The organism is uncultured Thiodictyon sp., assembly GCF_903946935.1.
In the GTDB taxonomy this organism is placed as follows: Bacteria; Pseudomonadota; Gammaproteobacteria; order Chromatiales; family Chromatiaceae; genus Thiodictyon.
Window position 1 is genome coordinate 88,703 of record NZ_CAJAXH010000017.1, and the last position, 12,424, is coordinate 101,126.

Sequence of the window (12,424 nt, forward strand, 5' to 3'; positions counted from 1 at the left end):
CGATGCACGATGCCGCGCAACGGTATTGCGAGCCAACACTGCCTGGGCGCCCCGCTCCTTTTGATCGAACCCTGAGCCCGAACCCGATGGACTACGATCTGACGCGCCTTTCGACCCGGTCTTTCGAGCAACTGGTCCAGGCATTGGCCGTCGCGGTGCTCGGCCCCGGCGTGAACGTGTTCGGCGACGGGCCGGACGGCGGGCGCGAGGCGACCTTCGACGGACCGGTGCCGTTTCCGAACGCCGCCGCACCCTGGGATGGCTATGGCGTGATCCAGGCCAAGTTCCGCCAGCGCCCCCTCGGTGGCGGCAGGGATGCCGATTGGGTCATTGACGCGCTCAAGGCGGAGATGGAAAAGTTCATCGACCCGGATCGCAAGCTGCGCCGGCCCGAGTACTACCTGTTCGCGACCAACGTGGTGCTGACCCCGGCGGCCGGCAGTGGCGGCAAGGATCGGGTCGCCGCCCTCTTCGATGACTATCAAGACCGGCTCGCGTTCAAGGGCTGGCATGTCTGGGATCACGACCAGTTGTGCATGCTGCTCGATACCCAGGAGGCGGTCCGCACCGCCTATGCTGCCTGGATCACGGCCGGGGACGTGCTCGCAAACCTACTGGCGCAGATCGCGCCGCGGACCCAGGACTTCCGGGCCATCATGGTCAACTACCTGCAGAAGGAACTGCGCGCCGAGCAATACGTCAACCTCGGCCAGGCCGGCCACAACCCCGAGGGGCCCGTACCGCTGGCCCGGGTGTTCATCGACCTTCCGGTCGGGGAGCGGGACACCGGACCGCTCGCCTTCGGCGCCGGGCGGCTGGCGTCGAAAACGCCCGATCAGCCCACCGGGATCGCCGAGTTGCTCGAGATCGGCGGGCGGCGGCTGGACCCTGCCTCCAATCCGCATAAGCCGCCAGCGCCGGGCGCCTTCACTCATATTTTTCTGGAACTTTTTGGGGATATATTAGGAAAGAGCACTCCGCCAGGCCGCATCATCCTGATTGGCGGCCCCGGCCAAGGCAAGAGCACGCTGACGCAGTTCCTGTGCCAACTGCATCGGGTCGCCCTACTCACCGACATCGCCAAGGCCCCGCTGCTCCCGGAGGCGTACGACGCCTGCAGGCTGATCCGGGAGCAATGCGGGCGGGCGTCCCTGGCCCTGCCGGCCATGCCGCGCTTCCCGGTACGCATCGAGCTGAACCGCTTTGCCGCGGCCCTCAGTGCGCGCGAGGTGTCGTCCCTATTCGGCTGGTTGCTCGCGCTGGTGCGCCGACGCACCGAGCGTGACCTGTGCGCGGACGACCTGCGCGCCTGGCTCAAGGCGTGGCCCTGGCTGCTGGTGCTCGATGGCCTGGACGAAGTACCGGCCACCTCGAACCGCAAGGAAGTGCTCGATGCGGTGCAGGACTTTCTGGTCGATGCCAACGACTGCAATGCCGACCTGCTACTGGTCGCGACCAGCCGCCCCCAGGGGTATAACGACGACTTCTCCCCACGCTATTTCCGCCATCGGGCACTGCTGCCGCTTGCGGTATCCCGCGCACTGCAATACGCGCAGCGCTTGGCCGAACAGCGCTGGGGCGCCGACCAGGACAAGGTGTCGCGCATCCGCGAACGCATGGCCCAGGCCGGGCGGGAGCCGGCCACCGCCCACCTGATGCAGAGCCCGTTGCAGGTCACGATCATGACCCTGCTGGTGGAGACGGTCGGCCAGCCGCCGCGCGAGCGCTGGCGCCTGTTCGACGAGTACTACCGCATCATCGTACAACGGGAGCGGGAGCGCGCAATCCCCGCCGCCGATCTGCTGAACACCCACGAGGCGCAACGTCTTTCTATTCGCCGCCGGGCGCTGTTTCCATGACCGGGAGCACCTGCGCTACAGCATCCATACGCTGTGCTGCGAACTCAACGAGGGCGCCGGCCTCGATCGTGTGCTGCTGACCGGCTCCCAGCTCGCGCTCGACATCCTCGAAGACGGCGCGGTCGCCCGCCAGCCCGCGCAGTTGCGCCTGTTCGCCCGGCTTGCGCTGCGACTGACGGAGCTGCCGCCCGGCGATGCGCACTCTCGGCTGGCGCGCCAGTATCGGCCCGAGGTGGATGCGGTATTCCAGGAGGAGCTGGGCCGCGCCTTGGCGGACAGCGATCCAGTGCGCCGGCTCGGCGCATGGCGGACGTTGTTGCCGCTGGTGGATGGACAGGTGCTCTGGACCAAGGACTTGGCGGAGGCCAATTGGCCAGCGTCCCCCGAAGAGGCTATAGAAATTGTGGAAGCCAGCATGACAGGGAGGCTTGGCAGATGGGCGTTAGATCGATGGAGTGAGATCGTTTTTGAATTACCGCCCGTGCGCGTTCTCCGGTTTGTTACAAGCTATCAGATTGTAAGAAGGCTGAAACTGATTGATGAGGACCCCTTCGAAACCGTTGATAAGTTGATCGCGGTCAAGCAGTTTGCCGTGCTCGAAGGTTCTGCCGAACATATCGATATTGCTCTTCAACCAGTTCAAGAGCCGCTGCATTGGCGGCTTGTGGGCTCGTTCCCAAGGAATGCTGTAACGCTTTCAGAGATTCCGCCGTCAGCACGATCCGATTGGAAATGGATCGGCCTGATCGGAGCTTTTCTTAATCGCCCCAGTTTGGGGGCGCTCGCCGAGCTCTTGCGCAGTCTGCCTGACGGAAGCTACTCAAAAGGCATTGGAGACGAGGTTTCGTGCTATACACCGTGGCCGGTCGGCGCATGCGTGACTGCGATCCGTCAGGGCTACAATAAGGAACGCCTGATCGACCTCGTTTCAACCGGCGCGTTAGGGACGCCGGAGGAATGGCGACGCGCGGAGATACGGTGGGCCAGCCAAGGATTGACATTCTCGGACCTTGAATACACTCCCAAAAACGACCTGCCCTTTGATCACGCAATAGAGCGTATCGGTTTCCCCTCCGACGTCGCGGGATGGGTCCGGAACTATAGCAGCGACGACCAATTTGGCGCTCTTGCTGAACTGAGCCGATCCATAAATCGCGAGACTGCCCGCCGGGCTCTTGCCATGTACTTGTTTGACCAGTTGGAGTGGGCCGATCCCACGCGCTCGGCACGCCGGTGGCTCAAGAATGAAGAGCTTCGAGAAATCGTTGCCCACGGGCGCGATCGCGAGGTTGGCTTGGACTGCATTTACCAGTTGTCGATTGCGCTAGGCGAGACAGACGAGTCGGCCGAAATCTTGGATATGCTCGGTGATGTCAAAGAAATCGACGCAGGCGAACGAGATGTTACCGCAGAGGTAGGCGCTTCCCTTGAGCAAGCCGCCATCGCCCATCCCCACCGCGGCGGCCTGCTGCGCCTGCTCGCCAAGGCTTGCACGGACGGGTACACGCCGGAAGATCCGCGACTCCTGCCGAACCCCGCCGACTTCGGCGACGCCCGCATGCAGGCCGCTGCCTGGCTAGTCATCCTGGCCCAAGGGCGCCTTGCGCCTGAACGGGCAGGCACGCTGGTCAAGGTGCTAATCGACTGCTCGACCGAGGAGCCGAGCGCGGTGGATGACGCGCTCGGGATCATTTCCAACAACGATCTGCCGGACGCGAGCGCCGAGGCCGTCCTGTTGGCGCTGATTGAGACCCTACCGCCGGAACGCTGGCAGACCCGTGGCGCGGTCATCGCCGCGATGCAGGAGCACCTGCGGCGTTACCCGTCCGCGAACCCGGACCTTGCCTGAACGTCTATGGACTGGCAACCGAGGTCCGGAGGGTGTGGCAAGCGCGACGAACCGCACCGCCCGGCGCCCTGGCCAGTCCAAATGTCGCCCCACCTCGGCAACTGCCAGTCGCCGCGGTATGCTTGGCAGGGTCCACCCCAACATCGCGGAGGATGCGTATGAACCTGCCCGCCCAGATAGCCACCTTGAGCGTCCCCGACTATCTCCAGGGCGAACAGGAAAGCCCGATCCGCCATGAGTATGTGGCCGGCCGGGTCTTCGCCATGGCCGGTGCTGGCGCGGCCCATAACCGCATTGGCCTAAATCTCGCATTTCACCTGCGCTCGGCCACCCGCGGCACCCCCTACGGCTCCTGAGCGTCTGCGTGGCCTGTCCGTGCGCGTGCGTGACGAATAAGGACGACCATTGTCCGACGTTCGACGACCGGCCTTGATCCTTATTCCGGGCATCCCGCGAACATTCGTCGCGGCCTGGGGGCCGCTCCTACCTGCGTAGGAGCGACCCCCAGGCCGCGACGGGTTGCCGCAAGCGCCGGTCTAGCGGGAGCGATGACCAAGGCCCGACGCCCCGCTCTATTCCGACGGTTGATGCGCTTGCAGAGGAGGAAACGGCATGGCCCCAGCCGTCGCTTACAACCGCGCCAGCCACGCCTCGACCGCGGCCTCGATCTGCGCATAGGCCGCCTCGCCAGCGTCGCGCCCGCGGCGATAGGGGTCTGTAATCTCGCCCTCAGACCAGTGCCCCAGCAAATAGACCTTGCCCGCGGCGGTTGGGGCCATGTCCAGCAGTTCACGACGCTGCGCCTGTTCCATCACCAGCACCAGGTCCGCCCAGCGAATCAACTCGGGCTCGATCGGCCTGGACTCATGGGCCGAGAGGTCCAAACCGTGCTCCGCCGCCACCAGGCAGGTGGTCTCATCCGCCGGGTAGCGCAGGCCCGCCATCAGTCCGGCAGAGGCGACCTCGATCGTCCTGCCGGCGCGCGCCAGACGCGCGCGCAGCAGCGCCTCCGCCAGCGGACTGCGGCAGAGGTTTCCTGTGCAAACGACAAGTAAATGACGGAACATCAAATTACGCTCCGGTCGACACTCGGTGACATGGACTGCCAACCAGCAGGCTCAGCCCACATTCGGGAATGGCTCACGCCAAGGCGCCAAGCTCGCCAAGCAATACAGATCAGCTAGACCGGACATCCCGATCACCCGCCGGGGACAGGCCCCAGCGCCGATAACGCCCGCAACACCCTTGGCTCGCATGGCGCCTTGTCGTGACAATTGCCCTTTTCAGAAGCACGCGTCTTACGGCCCGGGCCACCCCTGAGCGCCGGGGCGGCGACAGTGCCGCCGCCCCGGGTTGTCGACCTTACTTGATCTCGCCCTGCAAGAGTTCGAGGATGCGTTGCGCGGAGGCCGACCCATCCGGTTTGCCGCTGGCGCCCAGGACACTGACGCGGGTCTCCTGGCCCCGGGCCTCCACCTTGATCTGGTATTCCTTCACCGGATCGATGTCGGACTTGCGCCAGAAGGCCAAGCGGTCGCCCCAAGTGCGCCTTTTCCCGGCCGACCCGGCGTCCACATCCTCATAGCGGACGTAATAGGCACCGCGACTCATGTCGCGATCCTTCACCGCGAAGCCGGCGCGATCCAAGGCCCCACCGGTGGTTCGCCAGCCACGCTGGAACTCGTCGTTGATCACCAACACGGGCACCCCGCCCTCGGTCACCAAATGCGAGATGCCGGCCCCCGGTCGTGCGCCGGTGGTCGGCGCAGCCGACCGACCGGTGGAGGTCAGCGCCGCCGCGGCCTTCTTGTCGGTGGCACCCAAGGACAGCATCAGGCGACGTAGCATCTCGGCCTCCTTGCCGGGATCGTTCTTGCCGGGCTGCCAGACGGTGCGTTTACTGTCACCCAGGGTGCCGGTATCGAGCTTCTCATCCATGCCCTTGTGGGTCAGATGGACCTCCGTGGTCCCGGGCTTGACCCCGGCTTCCATGCGGACGGTATATTGATCGCGGGTAGCCGTCGCATAGAGACCATCGGCGACCTTGCGAATCATACGGGTCACGAAATCGGTCGGGACCTCCGCTCGGTTCTCGATCCAATCGGTCTTCATCACCCCGACCGCCGGATTCTGCTCGACCAGCAGAATGCCCTGCTCCCGCCAGAACGCCACCACGCGCGGCCATACCTGCGGCGGGACCGAGCCGACCTCGAGCCAACGGGAATCGCCACTGCGGCGCAATTCCACGTTCTCTACCGCGGGCAGGACCGCCCCCGAGCCAGCGTCCGTCTGGGAGCCCTGCCGCCGTTGGTCACGGACACCCGCGTATTGCGAATAGGTGGCGCCGCCGGAAACGGGCGGGACATCCATGGCGTCGTCGAAGTTCGCGCCCTTGAGATCCGGGGGCAGTTCCAGGTTTTGCTCGGCCTGGCGACTCTTCTTGTAGGCGACGCTCTGATCGGGGAGCAACTCTTGCAACGTGGCGGAGCCACAGCCGGTCATCGCGCAGGCGACCAGTAATATCAGACTCAACCGGACGGCGGGGCCGCCCAGGACACAGGATCGTCTCAAGGTCTTGGGCCTCTCGGTGAATACGCGTTGCGGGACGGGTGCAAGCCGTCCCGCATCACAGGACGCCCGCCTGTTGCAAGGCGGAGCGCACACGCGCATGGAAAGAATCGGAGAGCCAGGTCAAGGGGAGCCGGATACCGACCCCACATAGCCCCAACTCGACAGCGCCCCATTTTACCGGGATCGGATTGGACTGCACGAACAAGTCGCGGTGCAGCGCGGCGAGACGCCGATCGACTGCGCGGGCGGCGGCCCGATCACCCGCGAGTGCGGCCTGACACATCGCCTGCATCAGGCGCGGGGCCAGATTGGCGGTGACTGAGATCCCGCCGTCACCGCCCAGCAACAAAAAGTCGCAGGTCGTCGCATCGTCCCCGCTGTAGAGTGCAAAGCCCTCGCGACAGGCCGCGCGCAGGATCGCCACCCGCTTCAGGTCACCGGTCGCGTCCTTGATCCCGACGATGTTTGGGACCTCCGACAACCGCGCCACCGTCTCCGGCAGCATGTCGCACGCCGTACGACCCGGGACATTGTAGAGGATCTGGGGTAGATCGACGGCCTCGGCCACCGCCCGGTGGTGCAGATAAAGCCCTTCCTGTGTCGGCTTGTTGTAGTAGGGGGTGACCAGCAGGGCGGCGTCGGCCCCAACCTCCTTCGCGCAACGGGTGAGCGTTATGGCCTCCCGGGTGGAGTTCGCCCCGGCGCCGGCGATCACCGGGACCCGGCCGGCGGCCAATTCCACGGTACGCGCAATCACCCGGCAATGCTCGGACTCGTCCAGGGTCGCCGATTCACCGGTGGTCCCCACCGAGACGATGGCCGTGGTCCCGGCCTCCACATGGAAGTCGACCAGACGCTTCAGGCTCGCGTCATCGAGCCCACCATCGGCATCCATGGGCGTAATCAGGGCTACGATACTGCCGCACAACATGCTTGAAGCTCCAGTTGGGTGGAAAAGCGGCCCATGGTAGCCCCCACGCACCCCTCGGGACAACTGTCACGGGAAGGCCGCCTGACACAGCCCGAGCAGCGCCGCCGGGAACAGGCCCAAGAACAGGATGGCGAGCCCGTTGACGGTCATGGCCGCCCGCACCCCGCCGGTGGTCACGATCGGCACGGCCGTCGTCGGCTGGTCGAAATAGATGAACTTGACAACCCGCAGGTAGTAGAAGGCCCCGATGATCGAGAAAAAGACCGCCACCAAGGCCAACCACACCATGTCGACCCGCACCACGGCCTCGAGCACCAACAGCTTGCCCATGAAACCGACCGTCGGCGGCACCCCGGCCGCGGAGAACATCAGCAGCGCCATCATCGCCGCATACCAGGGGTCACGCTCGTTCAGCCCCTTCAGGTCCTCCAGATTCTGCGCGTCGAACCCCTCGCGGCTCAGGATCGTCAGGATACCGAAGGCCCCCGCCGCCATCAGTGCATAGGTGAGGGTGTAGAACATGGCCGACGCGTAGCCTTGCGTCGACCCCGCGAGCAGCCCCAGAAAGATGAAACCGACATGCGAGATGGTCGAATAGCCGAACATGCGCTTGATGTTGGACTGGGCAATTGCCGCGACATTGCCAAGTCCGATGGACAGCACCGCGAGGATCGCCAACATCCCCTGCCAATCCGTATGCAGCGCGTTGAGTCCCTCCACCAGCAAGCGCACAATCATCGCGAAGGCCGCGATCTTGGGGGCCGAACCCAGGAACATCGCGACCGGGGTCGGCGCCCCCTCGTAGATATCCGGCACCCACATGTGAAACGGCACGGCACCGAATTTGAAGCCGATCCCGATCACCAGGAAGGCGACACCGAAGACCAGCACCTTATTGCCACTGCCCTGCTCCGCCACCGCGCGCGCCACGGCGCCGAGTTCGATCGAGCCGGTCGCACCATAGATCATGGAGATGCCGTAGAGCAACAGGCCCGAACCGAGCGCCCCCAGGACGAAATATTTCATCGCCGCCTCGGACCCCAACTTGGAATCCCGGTCGAAGGCCACCAGCGCGTAGAGCGATAACGCCAGCAGCTCCAATCCGAGATAGAGGGTGAGGAAGGTATTGGCCGAGATCATCACCAACATGCCAAGCACCGCACAGAGTGACAGCACATAAAACTCGCCCGCCAAGAGATTGCGGTCCTTTAGCCAGGGGCGCGCATAGACCAGGGTCAGCGCCGACACGATCAATGCACCCGCCTTCAGCAGGTCGCTCATGAGGTCGCGCACCACGTTGCCGTCAAAGGCCAGCACCCGTTCGCCGCCCCCGACCAGACCGGTGAGCACGAACGCCACCAGTAGACCGATGAGGGCCAAGACGTGGTTGACGCCCTTGTCCTTCTCCTTGAGATAGAGGTCCACCACCAACACGACAGCGGCGGTGATGAGGATCGCAATCTCCGGCAGGATCGGCAGCAGATTGGCGGAGTTAAATGGCATGGGCATCGTCCGTAGCGACAGGCGCCCGGTTGGCCGTCAGCGGCCGCACCGGGCGGTTAAAATGGGTTATCGGCCGAGGGCGCCAGCGACGCCACCGGAATCGGCTTGCCCCGCAGGCACGCAGCCGACTCTGCGGCCGGCAGCTTGCAGACGCCGACCTGGGTGACCAGATTCTGGACCGTGGTGTGCATCACATTCACCAGGGGTGCCGGCCACAGGCCGAACAACAGCACCGCCGCCGCCAGGGCACCGAGATTGAAGACCTCACGGCCATTCAAGTCCTGAAGCGCTGCCACCTGGGGGTTCGCCACCTCACCGAAGACCACCCGTTTCACCATCCAGAGGGTAAAGGCGGCGGCCAGCACCAGGGTGGTGGCCGCCAGGAAGGCGAACCAGAAATCGGCCCGGAAGGCGGCCAAAATCACCATGAACTCACCCACAAAACCCGAGGTGCCCGGGAGCCCGGCATTGGACATGGCGAAGAACACCAGGAAGGCACCGAACCAGGGCATGGTATTGATCACCCCGCCGTAGTCGGCGATCTTGCGTGAATGCACCCGGTCATAGAGTACGCCGACGCACAGGAACAGTGCCCCGGAGATGAATCCGTGGGAGATCATCTGTACCATACCGCCTTCGATCCCCATCACCGACCCGGTGCTGACACCGGAGTGGCGCACGATCGAGAATACGATAAAGAAGCCCAGCGTGACAAACCCCATGTGCGCAATCGATGAATACGCGATGAGCTTCTTCATGTCCTGCTGGACCAGTGCGACGAAACCGATATAGACCACCGCGATCAGTGACATGGCGATGATCAGCCAATCCAGCGAGGCACTGGCGTCGGGGGCGATCGGCAGGCTGAAACGCAGGAAGCCATAGCCGCCGATCTTAAGCATGATCGCCGCCAGGATGACCGAGCCACCGGTCGGGGCCTCCACGTGGGCGTCCGGCAGCCAGGTATGGACCGGGAACATCGGCACCTTGACCGCAAAGGCGAGCAGGAAGGCGATAAAGATCAGCACCTGGGCGTTCATACCCAGCTCCAGCGCCTGGAAATCGAGGATACTGAAGCTGCCCGCCTTGAAATACAGGTAGATCAGCGCGACCAACATGAACACCGAGCCAAAAAAGGTGAACAGGAAAAACTTGATGGTCGCATAGACCCGGTTCGGCCCACCCCAGACCCCGATGATGATGAACATCGGGATCAGCATGGCCTCCCAGAAGACATAGAACAGCAAGGCATCGAGCGCGGCAAAGACCCCCACCATGATCCCCTCCATGATCAGGAAGGCGGCCAGGTATTGGGAGGGCCGATAGGTAATGACGTCCCAACCGGCCACCACCACGAAGATGGTCACGAAGGTGGTGAGCACGATCAGCGGCATGGAGATCCCGTCCACCCCCAGGTGATAGAACACCTTAAAGCTCGGGATCCAGGACACGTGCTCGACGAACTGCATCTGTGCGGTGCTGCTGTCGAAGCCGAGCCACAGACCCAGGCTCACGACAAAGGTCAGCACCGCGAAGGTCAGCGCCATCCATTTAGTGAATTGACGGTTGCCGTCGCCGCTCGCGAGCACGGCGATGCCGCCCACGATGGGCAGCCAGATGGTTAGCGTCAGCAGGGGGAAACCCGATTCCATCGTCTTGTGTCTCCTGGATCAGAGGGCCACGAAGATCGTCAACAGGCCGACGAGCCCGACGATCATGGCGATGGCATAGTGATAGAGAAAGCCGGTTTGCAGGCGGCTCGTGAGTCCGGCCAGGCGCCCCACTGAATGTGCCGACCCGTTGACGATGGCACCGTCAATCAGGACTTCATCGCCGCCCTTCCAGAACACCCGGCCGACCGACTGACTGCCCCCACCGAAGACCCGCTGGTTGAAGTCGTCGCAGCCGTATTTGTTGACCAGCACCCATGTGAGCGGGCCACTGTACTTTTGGATCTGCTCATCGATTCGCGGATTAAATGAATGCACAAACCACCAGATCAGACCGGCGCCGACCATGCCGCCCATGCTCAGGTAGAAGACCTCGGAATGCAGGCCGTGGATCACATACTGCAATGGCCCATGAAACTCCTCGCGAATCTTCATCAGGGTATCATGTGCCGGCGTGACCATGATCGCATCCTTGAACCAATCGCCAATGAGCAGCGGCTCGATGGCCAACCAGCCGCTCACGGCAGACAGCACCGCCAACGCCACCAAGGGCACAGTCACCACCCAGGGCGACTCGTGCAGATGGTGGCGGGTGTGGTCATTCATGCGCTCCTTGCCATGGAAGACCAGGAAATACAGTCGGAAGCTGTACAGGGCGGTCACCACGACACCGATGGTGAGCAGGACGCTCGCATAGTGGGCACCGTAGAGCGTCGACTCCTCCACCGCCTCAATAATGGCATCCTTGGAGAATGAACCGGCCAACCCGGGGAACCCGGTCAGGGCCAGGGTGCCGACCAGGAAGGTGATCCAGGTGATCGGCAGATATTTGCGCAGAGCGCCCATGTTGCGGATGTCCTGGTCATGGTGCATCGCCAAAATCACCGAGCCGGCGGCCAGGAACAGGAGCGCCTTGAAAAAGGCGTGGGTCATCAGATGGAAGATGCCCGCCGCATAGGCCGAAGCGCCCATCGCAGTGACCATATAGCCTAATTGCGACAGGGTCGAATAGGCCACCACCCGTTTGATGTCGCTCTGGACCAGGCCGATCAGTCCAGTGAACAATGCGGTGGTCGCGCCGACGATCATGACGAACGAGAGTGCCGTGTCCGAGAGTTCATACAGCGGAGACATCCGCGCCACCATGAAGACACCGGCGGTGACCATGGTGGCCGCATGGATCAGGGCGGAGATCGGCGTCGGACCCTCCATGGAATCCGGCAGCCACACATGCAGCGGCACCTGGGCGGACTTACCCATAGCACCGATGAAGAGCAGCACACAGATCAGTGTCATCAGCGAGACCCCGCCGAACACCGCCACCTGGGTCTGGGCGAACTCCGGTGCCCGGGCGAAGACCTCCTTGTAGTCCATCGAATTGAAATACATCGCCACCGCGGCGATGCCGAGGATGAAGCCGAAGTCACCCACCCGGTTGACCAGGAAAGCCTTGAGGTTGGCGAAGATCGCCGACTCGCGCACCGACCAGAACCCGATCAGCAGATAGGAGACCAGCCCCACCGCCTCCCAGCCGAAGAACAACTGCATGAAGTTGTTGGACATCACCAACATCAACATGGCGAAGGTGAAGAGCGAGATATAGGAGAAAAAACGCTGATAGCTATTGGTGCCGACCTTGGAGTCGTGCGGCCAGTTATGTTCGTCATCCGCCATATAGCCGATGGTGTAGATGTGTACCATGAGTGAGACGAAGGTCACGGTGGCCATCATCAGGACGGTCAGCCGGTCGACCAAAAAGCCGACCTGGAACCGGATGCCGTCGGAGACCATCCAGGTATAAAGCGTCCCGTTGAAGGTGCCCTCATCGTGCCAGATGAACCGCGACAGGGTGTAGAGCGACAGGGCGGCGGACACGCTCACACCCAATATGCTCACCGAGTGCGCACCGCGCCGGCCGATTCGCCCACCGAAAAATCCGGCGACGATGGCGCCGATCAGGGGGGCGAGCACGATGGTCAGGTAGACTTTTTCCATCTCACGTTGGCTCTTTCTCTAGGGCATCCGCTGTGACTGCAAAGTC

9 protein-coding genes are annotated in these 12,424 nt (G+C 63.5%); 3 read left to right on the forward strand and 6 right to left on the reverse strand.

The window, feature by feature from the left end; translation table 11 throughout:
* The first annotated feature begins 86 nt into the window (after window positions 1–86).
* The 3 genes from QZX93_RS02140 (at window position 87) to QZX93_RS02150 (ending at window position 4,064) form a co-directional block, all read left to right on the forward strand.
* A complete protein-coding gene (locus QZX93_RS02140) occupies window positions 87–1,859 on the forward strand; it encodes a hypothetical protein (protein WP_295388905.1) in 1,773 nt (590 codons plus the stop codon).
* A gap of 70 nt (window positions 1,860–1,929) precedes the next feature.
* Window positions 1,930–3,708 (forward strand): hypothetical protein, encoded by a 1,779-nt coding sequence (locus tag QZX93_RS02145; protein ID WP_295388906.1) that lies wholly within the window; start codon window positions 1,930–1,932, stop codon window positions 3,706–3,708.
* Window positions 3,709–3,866: 158 nt separating this feature from the next.
* Complete coding sequence (locus tag QZX93_RS02150) at window positions 3,867–4,064, forward strand: Uma2 family endonuclease (protein WP_366759515.1); 198 nt, start codon at window positions 3,867–3,869, stop codon at window positions 4,062–4,064.
* Between the two features lie 273 nt (window positions 4,065–4,337).
* Here QZX93_RS02150 and QZX93_RS02155 read toward each other — a convergent pair whose 3' ends face one another.
* The 6 genes from QZX93_RS02155 to nuoL form a co-directional block, all read right to left on the reverse strand.
* Window positions 4,338–4,775 carry a low molecular weight protein-tyrosine-phosphatase gene (locus QZX93_RS02155; protein ID WP_295388907.1) on the reverse strand — a complete coding sequence of 146 codons (438 nt, stop codon included), beginning with the start codon at window positions 4,773–4,775 and terminating at the stop codon, window positions 4,338–4,340.
* Window positions 4,776–5,070: 295 nt separating this feature from the next.
* Complete coding sequence (gene bamC / locus QZX93_RS02160; RefSeq protein ID WP_295388908.1) at window positions 5,071–6,279, reverse strand: outer membrane protein assembly factor BamC; 1,209 nt, start codon at window positions 6,277–6,279, stop codon at window positions 5,071–5,073.
* Between the two features lie 55 nt (window positions 6,280–6,334).
* A complete protein-coding gene (gene dapA, locus QZX93_RS02165; RefSeq protein ID WP_295388909.1) occupies window positions 6,335–7,210 on the reverse strand; it encodes a 4-hydroxy-tetrahydrodipicolinate synthase in 876 nt (291 codons plus the stop codon).
* 66 nt (window positions 7,211–7,276) lie between these two features.
* The gene (nuoN, locus tag QZX93_RS02170) at window positions 7,277–8,713 is read right to left on the reverse strand and encodes an NADH-quinone oxidoreductase subunit NuoN (protein ID WP_295388910.1); all 1,437 of its coding nucleotides are present in this window, start codon (window positions 8,711–8,713) and stop codon (window positions 7,277–7,279) included.
* Window positions 8,714–8,769: 56 nt separating this feature from the next.
* A complete protein-coding gene (locus QZX93_RS02175; protein ID WP_295388911.1) occupies window positions 8,770–10,365 on the reverse strand; it encodes an NADH-quinone oxidoreductase subunit M in 1,596 nt (531 codons plus the stop codon).
* 18 nt (window positions 10,366–10,383) lie between these two features.
* The gene (nuoL, locus tag QZX93_RS02180) at window positions 10,384–12,378 is read right to left on the reverse strand and encodes an NADH-quinone oxidoreductase subunit L (protein ID WP_295388912.1); all 1,995 of its coding nucleotides are present in this window, start codon (window positions 12,376–12,378) and stop codon (window positions 10,384–10,386) included.
* Between the last annotated feature and the right edge of the window lie 46 nt (window positions 12,379–12,424).

Bases quoted from the DNA above. Each gene is read 5' to 3' on its own strand.
- QZX93_RS02140 (WP_295388905.1), top strand. From the start codon at position 87: ATGGACTACGATCTGACGCGCCTTTCGACCCGGTCTTTCGAGCAACTG.
- QZX93_RS02150 (WP_366759515.1), top strand. From the start codon at position 3,867: ATGAACCTGCCCGCCCAGATAGCCACCTTGAGCGTCCCCGACTATCTC.
- QZX93_RS02155 (WP_295388907.1), bottom strand. From the start codon at position 4,775: ATGTTCCGTCATTTACTTGTCGTTTGCACAGGAAACCTCTGCCGCAGT.
- dapA (WP_295388909.1), bottom strand. From the start codon at position 7,210: ATGTTGTGCGGCAGTATCGTAGCCCTGATTACGCCCATGGATGCCGAT.
- nuoN (WP_295388910.1), bottom strand. From the start codon at position 8,713: ATGCCATTTAACTCCGCCAATCTGCTGCCGATCCTGCCGGAGATTGCG.
- QZX93_RS02175 (WP_295388911.1), bottom strand. From the start codon at position 10,365: ATGGAATCGGGTTTCCCCCTGCTGACGCTAACCATCTGGCTGCCCATC.
- nuoL (WP_295388912.1), bottom strand. From the start codon at position 12,378: ATGGAAAAAGTCTACCTGACCATCGTGCTCGCCCCCCTGATCGGCGCC.